A 15,173-nucleotide genomic window follows, 5' to 3' on the forward strand; every position below is an offset into this window, starting at 1 on the left:
GAAGGCGTTGAACCGTTTGTTAACGCTGATCTGGCAGAAGTGAGACCCTGTATTGCGTAATCTCAGGGTGTCCTCGTGTTCATGGCGGTATGTCAAACGGCCGGACGAATATTGCCGTCGGCGCTGAGGCTCCGACTGGTTCCAATCCTTGAGCGGCTCGCCGCAACTTTGTCCGGCGCCGATTCCCGCAGCCGCGCGCAGCGCATGGCGCTCATCGCCTTCATCATCCGTATACTGAGCGCAGCGATCGCCTTCGTCTCTCAGATCGCGATCGCGCGCCTCATGGGCGAATTCGAATACGGCGTCTTCATTTTCGTCTGGGTGATGGCGGTCCTGTTCGGCAACCTCTCCTGCCTCGGACTTCACGCGGCGGTCATCCGCTTCCTGCCGGAATATCATACGACCTCGGCACTCCCAGAAATCCGCGGCCTGACGACGACGGCACGCATATTTGCCCTCGTCTCCGCCAGCACCCTTGCCGCGATCGCGGCCATCGGACTCTGGCTCTTCGGGCGCACCATCGAGAACTACTACATCCTTCCGCTCTATCTCGGCCTCTGCACCCTGCCGATGATCGCGCTCGGCGACGTGATGGACGGCACCGCCCGCGCCCATGGCTGGCCGATCGCGGCGCTGAGCCCGACCTATATCGTACGGCCGCTGCTCATCCTCGCCTTCATGCTCTTCGCGATCGCCGCCGGTCTGCCCCGCGACGCGACGACGGCTATGGCGGCCGCTCTGGCGGCAACCTATGTCACCGCACTCGGTCAATTCCTCGCCATGGTGTGGCGGCTCGGCCGCCATTATGCGCGTGGACCGATGAAGATCGAGCTCGGCCGCTGGCTGCGCGTCTCGGTTCCGATCTTCCTCGTCGACGGTTTTGGATTCCTGCTCACCAATTCCGACGTGGTGATCGTCGGGCTCTATCTGAAGCCGGACGAGGTTGCGATCTATTTTGCCGCCGCCAAGACGATGGCGCTGGTGCATTTCGTCATGTTTGCGGTCAAGGCCGCGGCGGGTCCGCGCTTTTCCGCGGCGATGGCCCTGCGTGACCGTCGACAATTGTCCGAGATCGCCATCGAGAGCGCGCGCTGGTCTTTCTGGCCATCGCTCGCGATCGGCTGCACCGTGGTCGCGGCCGGGCCCTTGCTGCTTTCGCTGTTCGGTCCGGCCTTCACCGCCGGCGCTCCGCTGATGGCGATCCTTTTGGCCGGAATCCTCGCCAAGTCGTTTGTCGGTCCTGCCGAAACCCTGCTCACCATGGCCGGCCGGCAGAAGCTCTGCGTCGGCCTTTATGCCGGGGCCCTTAGCGCCAATATCGCGCTGAACATTACGCTCGTGCCGCTTTTCGGCCTGACGGGGGCGGCGTGCGCAACGGCCGGCGCGATGTTCGCGGAGGCGGCAATCCTGCACGTGGCGGTCAGGCACACATTCGGATTCACCCTGCTCGCGCTGGCGGGCGGAGGCGATAACGGCGAAAAGAAGGAGGCGAGCAGGCCATGAGCGGCAATATCCAGCTTCCCGGCGATGCAAACGGCATGGCGACCCGCATGCCCGGCGGCTTGGCGGCGCGGCCGCCCTTCGATCCGTCCCAGGCCGAGCGCCTGCTCCCGGTCGGACGATCCGGGCGGCATCTAGCGATCTATCCGGCACGAGCCGGCTACGAATTGCAGCGGGAACTCGATTTTCTCTCCAACCGCGCCATCGAGCCGAACGTCTTCTTCACCGGACGCTTTCTGGCGCCGGCCATGCCCCGGCTGGAGGATCGGGTCGTCCGCCTCGCCGTCATTCGCGACGACAACGAACGCAGCAGCCGCATGCGCTTCGCCATGCCGTTTTCGCTCGAACAGCCGGGGTTTTCGATCGGCGCGCCGATCATCCGCGCCTGGTCCAATCCCTTCGGCCCCCTGGGCGTCCCGCTCCTCGATGCGGAAGACGCGGCGGAGACGATCAGCAACGTCTATGAGGCGCTCGCCGCCCGCGATTCCGGCCTGCCGCAGGTTCTGGTGCTGCCTGACATCCGGCTCAAGGGTAAATTCGCGCAGCTCGCCCGCGCCGTCGCCATCGGCGAGAACCTACCGCTGACAGTGACCGACACTTTCGAGCGGCCGATGCTCGACAGCCTGCTCGACGGCACCGCCTATCTGCGCAAGGCAATCAGCCGCAGCCATTTCAAGGAATTGCGGCGGCAATGGAACAATCTCGGGAAATGCGGCGATCTCGCCTATTGCGTCGCACGCCAGCCGGAGGAGATCCGCTGGCGAATGGAGGAGTTCCTCGCGCTCGAGGCCTCCGGCTGGAAGGGACGAGAGCGCAGCGCCATGATCATGGACCGCTACCGCGCCGCCTTCGCGAGGGAGGCGATCACCAATCTCGCGGAGGGCGATAGCGTCCGAATCCACACGCTCGATCTGGACGGCAAGGCGATCGCGGCGATGGTGGTTCTGCTGATGGCCGGCGAGGCCTATACGTGGAAGACCGCCTATGACGAACGTTATGCGAAGTTCTCGCCGGGCAAGCTGCTGCTGGCACAACTGACCGAGTGGCACCTCGACGACGCCAATACGCTCCGCTCCGACTCCTGCGCAGTGCCGGATCATCCGATGATTGCCCGCTTCTGGCAGGAGCGCGAGGAAATGGGCACGCTCGTGATCGGCCTCAAGCAGAACCGCGACCGTGACGTGCGCCAGGTCGCAGCCCAGCTTCACCTCTACCGCAATACTCGCAACATGGCCCGAATGCTGCGCGACAAGATACGGGCGCTGGCGGGGCGGTGAGCGACGGAATTATCGGTTTCTGACCGCCTCCGGCACCGCTCTTTCGCGCAAGAGCCGTCGGATCACCTTGCCGGAGGTCGTCAGCGGCAGGCTATCGACGAACTCGATCTCGCGCGGATATTCATGCATCGAGAGCCGGTTCTTCACCCAGTCGCGGATATCGGCCGCGGTCCCTTCGTCGGCGGCAACGCCGGGCTTCAGCACCACGTAGGCTTTGACGATCTCGGTGCGGACCGGGTCCGGGCTGCCGACCGCCGCCGCCATCTGGATGTGGGGGTGTCCCACCAGGCAATCCTCGATCTCCCCCGGGCCGATGCGGTAGCCCGACGAGGTGATGACGTCGTCATCGCGGCCGAAAAATGTGAAATAACCTTCATCGTCCATGACTCCCTGATCGCCGGTCGTCATCCAGTCGCCGATGAATTTCGCCTCCGTCGCCTTGCCGTTCTTCCAGTAGCCGAGGAACATCACCGGATCGGGACGCTTGATCGCCACCTGGCCAACCGTTCCCGGCGGCAGGACGCTTCCTTTCCGGTCTATGATCGCGACCTCGTGCCCCGGCACTGCCTTGCCCATCGAGCCGGGTTTCAGAACGTTGAGATCGGCCGCCGAGGAGATGACGATGTTGCACTCCGTCTGCCCGTAGAATTCGCTGACCTCGATGCCGAGCGCCGCCTTCGCCCATTCATAGGTCTCGCGCCCGAGCGCTTCGCCCGCCGAGCCGATGGTTCGGAGACTGAGGCGATAGCGCTCGCGCGGTCGCTCGACCGATCTGAGAAGCCTCAATGCGGTCGGCGGAATGAAGGCGTTGCGCACATCCATATCCTGCATGATCCGGAAAGCCATGTGCGGGTCGAATTTCTGCGCCGGCGAAGAGACAACCGGCACGCCGAAGAACAGCGACGGCAGAAGCGCATTCAGGAGCCCGCCGGCCCAGGCCCAATCGGCCGGCGTCCACATGCGGTCGCCCGGTTTCGGCAGGAAGTGGTGGTGAAACTGAAACCCCGGCAAATGGCCGAGCAACACGCGATGACCGTGCAGCGCCCCCTTCGGCGGCCCCGTCGTCCCGGACGTGTAGATCATCAGTGCCGGGTCGTCCGGCGTCGTGTCCGCCGCAGCAAAACGGCCTTCGCCCGCGATAAGATGGTCGAAACGGGCAGTGCCCGGCATTTCCTCCGCTTCCGCAAGCACGACCAGCCGCAGCTCCGGCAACTCGTCCCTGATCGCCGCCACGCGTTCATAGCCGAAGTGGTTCGTGACGATCGCCGCCGCCGCCGCGTCGCGCAGGCGATAGGCAAGAGCCTCGACGCCGAAGAGCAACGCCAGCGGCAGGGCGATCGCGCCGAGCTTGTAGATTGCCGCATGGGCGATCGCCGCCTCGAAGCCCTGCGGCAGCAGGATCGCGACGCGATCGCCCGGCCTGATGCCGCGCGCCGCGAGACCTGCGGCAAAGGCCGAGGAACGGCCCGCAAGGTCGGCATAGGTCAGTGATTGATGCGCATCACCCGGACTGAAATGCTCAAGGCAGACGCGCCCCGGATCCCGCGCCGCCCAGGCATCGCTGACGGCAACGCCGATATTGAACCTCTGCGGAATCCGCCAGCGGAACTCGCTATAGAGATCCTCGTAGTTTTCGATCCTCGGTAACATGGGCCCTGCCGCGCTGACAGCTTGTGCGATGCAGCAGCTAGCACGTCCATCCCATGAAATTCAACGGCCCGGCCGCTTCGTCATACAATTCAGCTCGGCAAGTTCTTCGAGGAAGCCGGGAGCAAGCAGAGGCTGCTTCCAGGAACAGGCGGCTCATTGTTTGCTTTGGTGGTCTGTTCGGTTTGGTGGTGCCCCATGCCGGGGTCGAACCAGCACTCCTTTCGGAACTCGATTTTGAGTCGAGCGCGTCTACCAATTCCGCCAATGGGGCATAAGGCTGGGCGATATCAGCGGTTTGCGATTTACACGAAGCTTTTCGCGCCGGTCAACCGGGAACTTTGAATTTCGCCCAAGAGATCACAAAACCGTGCGATCGGTCGCATGTCGAAGCGATTTACAGCCACCACGTTCCTACATAAGAAGATGACATCGAATGAAGGGCCGCCCATATTCCGCCCGGCCGCCGCGAGGTATGCATGATCGAAGCGTCCGTAGCCCAGCGCCAGCAGTTCATCTTAGCAGTGCTCGTCACGCTCGGCATGACGGCGACCGTCGGCGGCGCCCTCGGCTTCGAGCATATCGGCGGCTACATTCCTTGCGCGCTCTGCCTTCTGCAGCGCGATCCCTATTACTACGGCATCCCGCTCGGCATCCTCGCTATCCTTACAAGCGTATTGAAGCTGCCGGCCTGGACGACGCGCACCGTGCTCGTGCTCGTCGGCATACTGATGCTCGTCGGCGCCGGGATCGGCGTCTATCACGCCGGAGCGGAATGGCATTTCTGGGACGGCCCCTCGACCTGCGCCACCACCGCGCAAGGCATTTCCTCCGATGTCGGCGATCTGCTCGGCGATCTCGACGCCAAGCATGCCCCCTCCTGCACGGAAGCGGCGCTGCGTGTCTTCGGACTGTCCTTCGCCGGATGGAATGTGATCGCGAGCCTCATCCTCGCCGCAATTGCGCTTCGCGGCGCCGCCAGGGCCTGACCGCTGCCAGATAGCCTTACGGCTGCAGTTCGACATCCCAGTAGAGATAGTCCATCCAGCTGTCATGCAGATGGTTCGGCGGGAAGAGCCGGCCATTGTTGTGCAGATCCTGCACCGTCGGCTGATAGGGCCTCTGGTGCGGGAACATGCTGGCTTGCTTCGGCAGCTTGCTGCCCTTGCGCAGATTGCAGGGCGAACAGGCCGCCACGACATTCTCCCAGGTCGTCTGGCCGCCATGCGCCCGCGGAATCACATGGTCGAAGGTCAGATCGTCCGGCGATCCGCAATACTGGCACTCGAACTTGTCGCGCAGGAAGACATTGAACCGGGTGAAGGCCGGGAAGCGCGAAGGCTGGACATAGCTCTTCAGACAGACGACGCTCGGCAGCCGCATGGAAAAGCTTGGCGACGAGACGGAATGTTCGTATTCGGCGAGAATAATGACACGGTCGAGAAAGACCGCCTTGATCGCGTCCTGCCAGGACCAGAGCGACAAGGGATAATAACTCAAGGGCCTGTAATCGGCGTTCAAGACAAGCGCCGGAAGAGCCTGAGGTGAGACTGCAATCGTCAAGCGTATTCTCCTGATCGATTCGGCATCTGCATCTTCTATATTAGGCGCGTTGCGACAGGATTGTGAAGCCACAAAGAAAAAGTCGACTGGCGATTCGCTTTTTCCTTCAAGGCGTCACGGGCACCCCATCTCGCCGCATCTGCTGGGCATAATAAGCCCAAAAGAGCCGCGCCGCGACGCTGCGCCAAGGCGACCAGACGACTGCCAGCGAGTCGACTTCGCTAGCCGTCGGGCGGAGGCTGAAGTCAAGCGCATGGCCGATCGCATTCTGCAGCGCCACATCGCCGGCGGGAAAGACATCCGGATGGCCCGCGCAGAAGAGCAGATAGACCTCCGCCGTCCAGCGCCCGATGCCCTTGATCGCCGTCAATTCGTGAATCGCCGCCGCCGCGTCGATGTCGCAGACGGCCTGGAGGTCGATCTCACCGGCGACGGTCGCGGCCGCCACGCGCCGCAACGCGTCGGCCTTGGCGCGCGAGAGGCCGACGAGCCGGCAGTCCTCGTCGCTCAAGGAGAGCACGCCAGCGGCGCTGATCTCGCCGAGCGCCGCTTCCATCCGGTTCCAGATCGCCTTGGCGCTCGCCTTCGAGACCATTTGCGAGACGATGATGTTGGCAAGGCCGCGATAGCCGGGTTCCGTGCGCCTCAGCGGCACGGGGCCTGCCTTCGAGAGCACGTGCTCAAGTCGCGCATCAAGCATAATCAGCCCGGCAAGGCCCGCTTCGATGTCCTCATGTGTCCGGATGATCCGCATACACCCTCCCATGGTTTGTTCTAGAATATTCATTGTTTTAAGGACAGACCAAAGCAGCAACTCAAAGTGCTGCGCGTCCTTGTGCGTCTGAACGGGCCTGAATATGTCCGAAGGCGCTGTAAAAAGCGGATGACCGTCCTACTGCTTTATGCAACAGGAACACGATGCCGATAATACGACCGGAACAACCCGTTTTCCGCTTTGCGCCGAGCCCGAACGGCCTGCTGCACCTTGGCCACGCGCTGTCGGCGATCATCAACCACGACCTGGCGACCGCAATCGGGGGCCGGTTCCTGCTGCGGATCGAGGACATCGACCAGACCCGCTGCCGCCCGGACTTCGAGACGGCGATCTTCGAGGATTTAGCCTGGCTGGGGCTCTCCTGGGACGAACCAGTGCGTCGCCAGTCCGACCATCTCGACCTCTATGCCGCAACGCTCGAGCGGCTGGAGGGGATGGGCCTCGTCTATCCATCTGTCCTGTCGCGCGGCGAGATAAAGGCGGCCGTGGCAGCGGCGGAGGCGAGCGGCGAAGCCTGGCCGCGCGATCCGGATGGGACGCCGCTTTACCCCGGACACGAGCGAGACATGTCGCCCGGTGAGCAGGCGGATCTCGTGGCAAGCGGCCGTCCCTTTGCCTGGCGCCTCGACGTCGCCAAGGCCGTGAAGCGCATCGGCGAGCCGCTGACATGGCAGGAAACGGGAGCGGGGCAATCGGGAGAAACGGGGCGGATTGCCGCCGATCCCTCTGCCTGGGGCGATGTCATCCTCTCGCGCTCCGATGCGGCCACGAGCTATCACCTGGCGGTCGTGGCCGACGACGCCCTGCAGGGCGTAACCCATGTCGTGCGCGGCCGCGACCTCTACCACGCGACCTCCATCCACCGTCTGTTGCAGCGGCTCCTGGGCCTGCCCGAGCCCGTCTATCACCATCACCGTCTCATCCTCGGCCCGGACGGGCGGAAACTGTCGAAGAGCAATGGAGACAGCGGCATCGCCGCCCTTCGCACGTCGGGCCACTCGCCGGAGGATATTCGCAGGATGCTTGCAGCCGATACGGGCGAACGCATGCGCGGCTTTCACTCGCCACGCGCTTGAAATCTGCGCCTGACCATGCGCTTGACCCGAAATTTTATGATTGCGGCATTGATCTCGGCGCCGATGATGAAAATCGCGCCGATCATGTAGAGGAACACCAATACGATCACCACCGAGGCAAGGCCGGCATAGGTCGCGACATAGGTGGAGAAGGCGGCGAGATAGGACGCAAAGGCATAGGCGCCGATCGACCAGAACAACAGCGTCAGGATGATGCCGGGCAGCACGTCCATCACGTTGCGATGGCCATCGGGCAGCCAGAGATGTGAGACGAGGAGCCCCGCCGTCAGCATCACCAGTACCAATGCCAGCCCCCAATTGTCGACGGTCGCCAGCACCGTGCTGAGCCAGGGCAGCCATTCGTCGGCGTTGCGAACGGCAAGGGGTACGGCAACGAGCAGGATACTGAGGGCGGCGAGGATGAGCACGGCGGCAAGCACGAAGCCGAGGCTCGCAAGCCGCGTCACAAACCAGGGGCGGCTTTCGGCAACCCTGTAGGCTCGGTTGAGCGCAATTCTGAGCGCCTCTACGCCATTCGAGGCGAAATAGGCTGCCGCCAGCACAGATATGGTGAGGATGCCGCTACGCGGAATGGTCAGCACCCGGACGATCTCGTCGGCGACGGGCTTTGCGATCGATTCCGGCCAGGCATCGAAGATCAGGTGGACGGCCGTGTCGGCGAACTGGTCGGCGCCGAGGTAGCTGCCGAGCGCCGTGCCGAAGATCAGGAAGGGGAAAATGGCCATCAGCGACGATAAGGCGACGTGACTCGCCATGGCCCAGCCATCGTCCTCGCTGAAATGCCAGTACGCGTCGAACAGGACTTTCCAGATGATGCGAACGACTGCCGGCATCCCGTCTCCAAATCCATCGGTCGCCGTCCGGCTGCCTGCTTCGGTCGGCCAGAAGCGCCCTCCTGCGATGCGCAGCCCCCGAGGCTTGAGTATACGCAATCCGATTGTATCCCAAGGATGAATATGGGAAACGACCTTCGGATTTCTACAGGAATCGCTTTCATGCCCGATCGCCCAACAATCATCGTCACCGGCTGTTCCTCCGGTATTGGCGCCTATTGCGCCCGCGCTCTGAAGGCGGAGGGCTGGCGCGTCTTCGCGACGGTCCGCCGCGCCGAGGATCAACAGAAACTCGAAGGGGAAGGCATCGAGACGTTCATCATGGACTATACCCAGCCGGATACGATCGCCGCGCTGGTGGAGGCCGTGATGGCGGAGACGGGCGGGCGGATCGACGCCCTTTTCAACAACGGCGCCTATGGTCAGGCCGGCGCCGTCGAGGACCTGCCGAGTGATGCCTTACGGCTGCAGTTCGAAACCAATGTCATCGGCTGGCACGAGCTGACGCGCCGCGTCATCCCGGCGATGCGGGCGCGAGGCTGCGGCCGCATCGTGCAGTGCTCCTCTATTCTCGGCATCGTGCCCTATCGCTGGCGCGGCGCCTACAACGCATCGAAATTCGCGCTCGAGGCCCTGTCCCTTACACTCCGGATGGAACTTGCCGGCAGCGGCGTCGAGGTCAGTCTCATCGAACCCGGGCCCATCGCTTCGAAGTTCACCGCCAATGCCGTCGCCTATGTCGAGCGCTTCATCGACCTGAAGAATTCAGTCCACCGGGCGGAATACGAGCGCCAGTTGCGGCGTCTTCGCGGCGAAAGCAAGCCAGTGCGCGGCAAGCTCGGACCGGACGCCGTCTACCATGTCCTGAAACACGCTTTGACGGCACGCCGTCCAAGGCCGCATTATATAGTGACGACCCCCGCCAAGCAGGGCGCGCTCCTGAAGAAGGTCCTGCCGGCGGCATTGTTCTATCGCATCATCGGCCGGCTCGGCTGATGGAAGAGAAGGAATGACGCCATGCCCAGTTTTCTTACCGCCGTGACCCTGTTCGTCATGGGCTTGGTTGCGATCGTGCTCATCCGCGGCCTGTTGAACATGGCCCGGCGCGGCAGCGGCAACACCTCCAACAAGCTGATGCAGATGCGCATCCTGCTGCAGGCCGTCGCGCTGGTGCTGATCATGCTGACGCTGTGGATCACCGGCGGCGGCCGTCCGGCCTGAACGACCGGCGACGCGGGGAGGAATGATGGTCAGATTGAACAAGATCTATACGAGAACCGGCGACAACGGCACGACCGGTCTCGTCGCCGGTCCGCGCCGCTCGAAGAGCGACCCCAGGGTCGGAGCCTATGGCGCCGTCGATGAAGCGAACACCTTTGTCGGTCTTGCCCGGCAGCATACCGGAGACCTGAGCGAGCTCGATACGATGCTGATGCGCATCCAGAACGACCTCTTCGATCTCGGTGCGGATCTTGCCACACCGGACACCGGCGAGAAGCCCGCCTATGAGCCGTTGCGGATCGTTGCCGCGCAGGTCGCGCGACTCGAGGGCGAGATCGATCGCCTGAATGCGGAACTCGAACCGCTGCGTTCCTTCGTGCTGCCCGCCGGCAGTGCCGCGTCCGCTGCCCTGCATGCCGCCCGCGCCATTGCCCGGCGCGCCGAACGGCACATGGTGGCGCTTGCAGAAACCGAAGGCGAAACCGTCAGCCACGAGGCGATCGCCTATATCAACCGGCTCTCCGACTTCCTCTTCGTCGCTGCCCGCTGGGCAAACGACAAGGGCCGGGCCGACGTGCTTTGGATTCCTGGCAAGAACAGATAATACCAAACCTCGAAACACACGCCGGGGGCCGCATGTTCATACCGCTTCACGACCGGAACGATCTGAAGCACATCGACATGCAATATGTGACGGTCACGCTCATCGTCATCAACTTCGCAGTCTGGTTCATTACCGGACCCGTCGCGACCGAGAATTTCGCCAATGCCGCACTGCTCGGCTTCGGCTATATCCCGGCAATCGTCTTTGATTATGCGGCTCTCGATCCGTCGCTCGTCTATCTGCCGGGTGAATTCACCTTCGTCACCTACTCGTTTTTGCATGGCGATCTCTCGCACGTGGCAACGAACATGCTGTTTCTCTGGGTCTTCGGCGACAATGTCGAAGACGCGCTCGGGCACTTCCGCTTTCTCGTCTTCTATCTACTCTGCGCCGCCGCCGGCGCGCTGGCGCACGGGCTCGTCGACCCCGCCTCGGAAGCGCCCTTGATCGGCGCCTCCGGTGCTGTTTCCGGCGTCGTCGCCGCCTATTTCCTTCTGCATCCGAAGGTCAGGGTCTGGGTCCTGGTGCTCTTCCGCTTTCCCCTGCCGCTTCCCGCCGCAATTCCGCTTGCCTTTTGGATCGGTCAGCAGTTCTTCATGCTCGCGGTGGATCCGAATGGCGGCGTCTCCTGGAGCGCCCATGCAGGTGGCATAGTGACCGGGCTGGTGCTGGTGGTCCTTTTGCGACGCCCCGGAGTTCCGCTCTTCGACCGGGCGATCGTCACCCCGCGCGCCGTCGAACACCGGTCCGAGCCGATAGAGGGCACGACCACCCCGCTCCCCGGCCGCAAAAAGCCCCCGACTCCCTGGGGCCGACCCACCTGAAAGGGAATGGTACATTTTTTACCAGCAGGCGAAATAACGCGCTGATTCAAGGGATTGCCGACGCGGCCGGGCGCTGTCGCGGAACAGTTTGGCCGTGCGCCTTTCCGGTTGCCAGGGCATTATATTACGTGTACGTAAACGTCAGTCAGAATTACCGGTTTTTATCGATTTAGCGTCGCGGTGAGCAATTGTAATTGGAGAAAAAACGCGTATCGATGTCGCCAACCGACAATCAGACCGCTCTGTTAAGGCGCATTTTCCTGCGAAAGTTCCTGGAGGGAAAGTATCCATGAAAATTCTAGTTACGGTGAAAAGGGTCGTCGACTTCAACGTCAAGATCCGGGTGAAGGCGGACGGCACGGGCGTCGAGCTCGCCAACGTCAAGATGTCGATGAACCCGTTCGACGAGATCTCCGTCGAAGAGGCGCTACGCTTGAAGGAAGCCGGCAAGGCGAGCGAAGTGGTCGTCGTGTCGATCGGCCCGGCCAAGGCCGAGGAAACGCTCCGCACCGCCCTCGCCATGGGCGCCGACCGGGCTATCCTCGTCGAGACCGACGACCAGGTCGAGCCGCTCACCGTCGCCAAGATCGTCAAGGGCGTCGCCGAGGCCGAACAGCCGGGTCTCGTCATCGTCGGCAAGCAGGCGATCGACGACGATTCGAACCAGACCGGTCAGATGCTCTCGGCGCTCCTGGGGTGGCCGCAGGGCACCTTCGCCTCCAAGGTCGAGATCGGCGACGGCAAGGTCAACGTCACCCGCGAGGTCGACGGCGGCCTACAGACGGTCGAACTGAAGCTGCCGGCGGTGGTCACCACCGACCTGCGCCTGAACGAGCCGCGCTATGCCTCGCTGCCGAACATCATGAAGGCGAAGAAGAAGCCGCTCGACAAGAAGACGCCGGCCGATTTCGGCGTCGACACCGCGGCACGGATCAAGGTGTTGAAGACGGAGGAGCCGTCGGGCCGCAAGGCCGGCATCAAGGTGAAGTCGGTCGCCGAGCTCGTCGAGAAGCTCAGGAGCGAAGCCGGCGTGCTCTAGTTCCTGCGTCCGGAAAGCGGGAACCGGTTTCCGGACAGACGCATGCACCGCTTCACAATCCTCGAGCTCCGATCCGGAACGGATCGTTGAGCTCAAACCGAAAGGGAGATTTATCTCATGGCCATTCTGCTTCTGGCTGACCACGACACCACCCACCTTTCCGATCAGACGGCGAAGGCGCTGACGGCGGCCCAGAAAATCGGCGGCGACGTGCATGTGCTGGTCGCCGGTTCGAACGCCCGGGCGATCGCCGATGAGGCCGCCAGGCTCTCCGGCGTCTCCAAGGTGCTCCTCGCCGAGGATGCTTCGCTCGCCCACAATCTCGCCGAACCGCTGGCGGCAACGATTGTCTCGCTCGCCGGCAACTATGACACGATCATCGCCGCCGCCACCTCGGTCGGCAAGAACGTCATGCCGCGGGTCGCAGCCCTGCTCGACATTGCGCAGGTGTCCGAGATCGTCGAAGTCGTCTCCGCTGACACCTTCAAGCGACCGATCTATGCCGGCAACGCCATCCAGACGGTGCAGACGACGGAAGCGAAGAAGGTGATCACCGTGCGCACCGCCTCCTTCCCGGCAGCCCAAGACGGCGGTTCGGCACCGATCGAGACGGTGCCGGCCGCTGCCGATCCCGGGCTTTCTAGCCATGTGTCCGATGCGCTGTCCTCCTCCGACCGCCCGGAACTGACCTCGGCGAAGATCATCATCTCCGGCGGCCGCGCGCTCGGCTCCTCGGAGAAGTTCCAGGAGGTAATCCTGCCGGTTGCCGACAAGCTCGGCGCCGCCGTCGGTGCATCGCGCGCCGCCGTCGATGCCGGCTATGCGCCGAACGACTGGCAGGTCGGCCAGACCGGCAAGGTCGTCGCCCCCGACCTCTATATTGCTTGCGGTATTTCCGGTGCGATCCAGCATCTCGCCGGCATGAAGGACTCGAAGGTGATCGTCGCGATCAACAAGGACGAGGAGGCGCCGATCTTCCAGGTCGCCGACTACGGCCTCGTCGCCGACCTCTTCGACGTACTGCCGGAACTCGAGAAGGCGCTCTGAGGGCACCACGCTTACCCGTGAAAAAGGCTGGAAAATCTGCCAGCTTGGCATTAACAATCGTACCGGGCCGGTCCAGTCGGCCCGGTATTTTCCTGTCTGCGGCAGCGCGGCTGCCGAGACCTCTTGAAGATGGATGTTTGCTTCGATGATCAAGACGGTCGGAATTGTTGGCGCTGGCCAAATGGGCTGCGGCATTGCCCATGTCTCGGCAACCGCCGGATACAAGGTACAGCTTTACGATATTGCAGCGGATCGCATCGAAGCAGGACTGGCCACGATAAACGGCAACCTCGCCCGCCAGGTCTCGTCCGGCAAGATGAGCGATGAGGCCCGCAAGAAGGCGCTTTCCCTGATCAAGGGCTCGACGGATATCAACGACCTCTCGCAGGCGGACCTCGTCGTGGAGGCAGTCACGGAAGACGAAACCATCAAGCGCAAGATCTACGGCCAGGTTTGCCCGGTCATGAGGCCGGACGCCATTCTTGCAACCAATACCTCGTCGCTCTCGATCACGCGCCTTGCCTCTGCGACCGACCGCCCCGAGCGTTTCATGGGTATACACTTCATGAACCCGGTCCCGGTGATGAAGCTGGTGGAACTAGTGCGCGGCATTGCAACGGAGGAGGAAACCTTCAAGGCCGCCAAGGATTTCGTCGCGCGTCTCGACAAGACGGTGACCGTCGCCGAAGACTTTCCTGCCTTCATCGTCAACCGCATCCTGCTGCCGATGATCAACGAGGCGATCTACACGCTCTATGAAGGCGTCGGCACCGTAGACGCCATCGACACGGCGATGCGGCTTGGCGCCAACCACCCGATGGGCCCGCTGCAGCTTGCCGATTTCATCGGTCTCGATACCTGCCTGTCGATCATGCAGGTGCTGCATGACGGACTGGCCGATTCCAAGTACCGCCCCTGCCCCCTTCTCGTGAAATATGTCGAAGCCGGCTGGCTCGGCCGCAAATCCGGCCGCGGCTTCTACGACTATCGCGGAGACGCCCCGGTCCCGACGCGCTGACCGGCGCCGCGGCGGCCCACTGCCTGCATCAACCGGCTGCAGGGACGCCAAGCGTCGCCTCGATGAGGCGCTTGGCGTCCTCGCTGTCCCAGGCGGCAGGTCCGTTCATCGAACCGATCAGGCAGCCCTTCTCGTCGATCAACAGGGTGGCGGGCAGGCCGAAGGCAAGGCCTTCCTTCTTCAGCGTGTTGAACACGCCCATCGAACTGTCGCGGTAATAGCTAAGGTCGTGAACGGCGATTTCGTCGAGGAAGGCCTTCGGCTTCTCGTCGTCGCCGGTATCGATATTGATGGCGACGACCTCGAAACGGTCCCCGCCGAGCCCCTTTTGCAGGGTATTGAGCGCCGGCATTTCTTCCCGGCAGGGCAGGCACCAGGTCGCCCACAGGTTGACGAGCAGGGTCTTGCCGGCAAAGGAGGCGAGCGTCAGCGGTTTTCCGTCCGTTCCGACGAAGCTGAGTTCGCTGATCGGGTGCGGATTGGCGGCCGGCGTCATCGCCGCGACCTGGCCGCGCATCAGCGGCGTCGCCGCGGCGACCTTCTCGGCGGCAAGCGGGCAACTGGCGCTTGCCGCGGTTTGCGCCGCCCCGGCATTGCCAGACCCGGTCTCCTTCACGTATACCGCAGCCGCACCGGCGATCACGCCGAAAAGGGCGGCGAGCGCGAACAACTTCAGGGCCGGAGGACGCTTCTTCTGGTCTGGCATCTCATTCTCCAAGGCGGGCATC

Annotated in this window: 16 protein-coding genes and 1 tRNA gene; 11 read left to right on the forward strand and 6 right to left on the reverse strand. The window is 63.2% G+C overall.

What is annotated here, in order from left to right; all coding sequences use genetic code 11:
* Positions 1-81 precede the first annotated feature (81 nt).
* Positions 82-1,503 carry a lipopolysaccharide biosynthesis protein gene (locus tag AC4P1R_RS12175; RefSeq protein WP_069459327.1) on the forward strand — a complete coding sequence of 474 codons (1,422 nt, stop codon included), beginning with the start codon at positions 82-84 and terminating at the stop codon, positions 1,501-1,503.
* Positions 1,500-2,777 (forward strand): GNAT family N-acetyltransferase, encoded by a 1,278-nt coding sequence (locus AC4P1R_RS12180; RefSeq protein WP_492177030.1) that lies wholly within the window; start codon positions 1,500-1,502, stop codon positions 2,775-2,777. The genes AC4P1R_RS12175 and AC4P1R_RS12180 overlap by 4 nt, the downstream gene beginning before the upstream one ends.
* 9 nt (positions 2,778-2,786) lie before the next feature.
* Here AC4P1R_RS12180 and AC4P1R_RS12185 read toward each other — a convergent pair whose 3' ends face one another.
* Together AC4P1R_RS12185 and AC4P1R_RS12190 are read right to left on the reverse strand one after the other, a co-directional pair.
* Positions 2,787-4,427, reverse strand: coding sequence for an AMP-binding protein (locus AC4P1R_RS12185; RefSeq protein ID WP_069459272.1), 1,641 nt, complete (start codon positions 4,425-4,427; stop codon positions 2,787-2,789).
* A 186-nt stretch (positions 4,428-4,613) separates the two neighbouring features.
* A tRNA-Leu gene (locus AC4P1R_RS12190) sits at positions 4,614-4,698 on the reverse strand.
* Between the two features lie 205 nt (positions 4,699-4,903).
* Here AC4P1R_RS12190 and AC4P1R_RS12195 point away from each other — a divergent pair.
* Positions 4,904-5,413: a disulfide bond formation protein B gene (locus AC4P1R_RS12195; RefSeq protein ID WP_492177031.1), complete on the forward strand. Its 510-nt coding sequence runs from the start codon at positions 4,904-4,906 to the stop codon at positions 5,411-5,413.
* Positions 5,414-5,429: 16 nt separating this feature from the next.
* Here the strand turns inward: AC4P1R_RS12195 and AC4P1R_RS12200 are convergent, their stop codons facing one another.
* Positions 5,430-5,987, reverse strand: coding sequence for an HNH endonuclease (locus AC4P1R_RS12200; protein WP_069459270.1), 558 nt, complete (start codon positions 5,985-5,987; stop codon positions 5,430-5,432).
* Positions 5,988-6,093: 106 nt separating this feature from the next.
* Positions 6,094-6,741: a DNA-3-methyladenine glycosylase family protein gene (locus AC4P1R_RS12205; RefSeq protein WP_069459269.1), complete on the reverse strand. Its 648-nt coding sequence runs from the start codon at positions 6,739-6,741 to the stop codon at positions 6,094-6,096.
* Positions 6,742-6,905: 164 nt separating this feature from the next.
* On the opposite strand from AC4P1R_RS12205, the gene gluQRS reads away from it, so the two are divergent.
* Positions 6,906-7,838 carry a tRNA glutamyl-Q(34) synthetase GluQRS gene (gluQRS, locus tag AC4P1R_RS12210; RefSeq protein WP_069459268.1) on the forward strand — a complete coding sequence of 311 codons (933 nt, stop codon included), beginning with the start codon at positions 6,906-6,908 and terminating at the stop codon, positions 7,836-7,838.
* On the opposite strand, the gene AC4P1R_RS12215 is transcribed toward gluQRS, so the two are convergent.
* Positions 7,820-8,692, reverse strand: coding sequence for a YihY/virulence factor BrkB family protein (locus AC4P1R_RS12215; RefSeq protein WP_069459267.1), 873 nt, complete (start codon positions 8,690-8,692; stop codon positions 7,820-7,822). The genes gluQRS and AC4P1R_RS12215 overlap by 19 nt on opposite strands.
* A gap of 162 nt (positions 8,693-8,854) precedes the next feature.
* Between AC4P1R_RS12215 and AC4P1R_RS12220 the strand changes: the two genes are divergently transcribed.
* The 7 genes from AC4P1R_RS12220 to AC4P1R_RS12250 all read left to right on the forward strand — a co-directional run bounded on the left by AC4P1R_RS12220 (position 8,855) and on the right by AC4P1R_RS12250 (position 14,445).
* Entirely contained in the window at positions 8,855-9,688 is an 834-nt protein-coding gene (locus tag AC4P1R_RS12220) for an SDR family oxidoreductase (protein ID WP_069459266.1), read from the forward strand.
* A 21-nt stretch (positions 9,689-9,709) separates the two neighbouring features.
* The gene (locus AC4P1R_RS12225) at positions 9,710-9,913 is read left to right on the forward strand and encodes a twin transmembrane helix small protein (RefSeq protein WP_034857325.1); all 204 of its coding nucleotides are present in this window, start codon (positions 9,710-9,712) and stop codon (positions 9,911-9,913) included.
* Positions 9,914-9,938: 25 nt separating this feature from the next.
* Positions 9,939-10,517, forward strand: a complete 579-nt coding sequence (locus AC4P1R_RS12230) for a cob(I)yrinic acid a,c-diamide adenosyltransferase (RefSeq protein ID WP_069459265.1) — start codon at positions 9,939-9,941, stop codon at positions 10,515-10,517.
* A 32-nt stretch (positions 10,518-10,549) separates the two neighbouring features.
* Positions 10,550-11,341 carry a rhomboid family intramembrane serine protease gene (locus AC4P1R_RS12235; RefSeq protein ID WP_069459264.1) on the forward strand — a complete coding sequence of 264 codons (792 nt, stop codon included), beginning with the start codon at positions 10,550-10,552 and terminating at the stop codon, positions 11,339-11,341.
* A gap of 289 nt (positions 11,342-11,630) precedes the next feature.
* Positions 11,631-12,380, forward strand: coding sequence for an electron transfer flavoprotein subunit beta/FixA family protein (locus tag AC4P1R_RS12240; protein ID WP_492177032.1), 750 nt, complete (start codon positions 11,631-11,633; stop codon positions 12,378-12,380).
* Between the two features lie 117 nt (positions 12,381-12,497).
* Complete coding sequence (locus tag AC4P1R_RS12245; RefSeq protein ID WP_492177033.1) at positions 12,498-13,427, forward strand: electron transfer flavoprotein subunit alpha/FixB family protein; 930 nt, start codon at positions 12,498-12,500, stop codon at positions 13,425-13,427.
* A 145-nt stretch (positions 13,428-13,572) separates the two neighbouring features.
* Positions 13,573-14,445 carry a 3-hydroxybutyryl-CoA dehydrogenase gene (locus AC4P1R_RS12250; protein WP_492177034.1) on the forward strand — a complete coding sequence of 291 codons (873 nt, stop codon included), beginning with the start codon at positions 13,573-13,575 and terminating at the stop codon, positions 14,443-14,445.
* A gap of 28 nt (positions 14,446-14,473) precedes the next feature.
* On the opposite strand, the gene tlpA is transcribed toward AC4P1R_RS12250, so the two are convergent.
* The gene (tlpA, locus tag AC4P1R_RS12255; RefSeq protein WP_069459324.1) at positions 14,474-15,151 is read right to left on the reverse strand and encodes a thiol:disulfide interchange protein TlpA; all 678 of its coding nucleotides are present in this window, start codon (positions 15,149-15,151) and stop codon (positions 14,474-14,476) included.
* Positions 15,152-15,173 lie beyond the last annotated feature (22 nt).

Source organism: Sinorhizobium sp. Y406, from assembly GCF_058732025.1.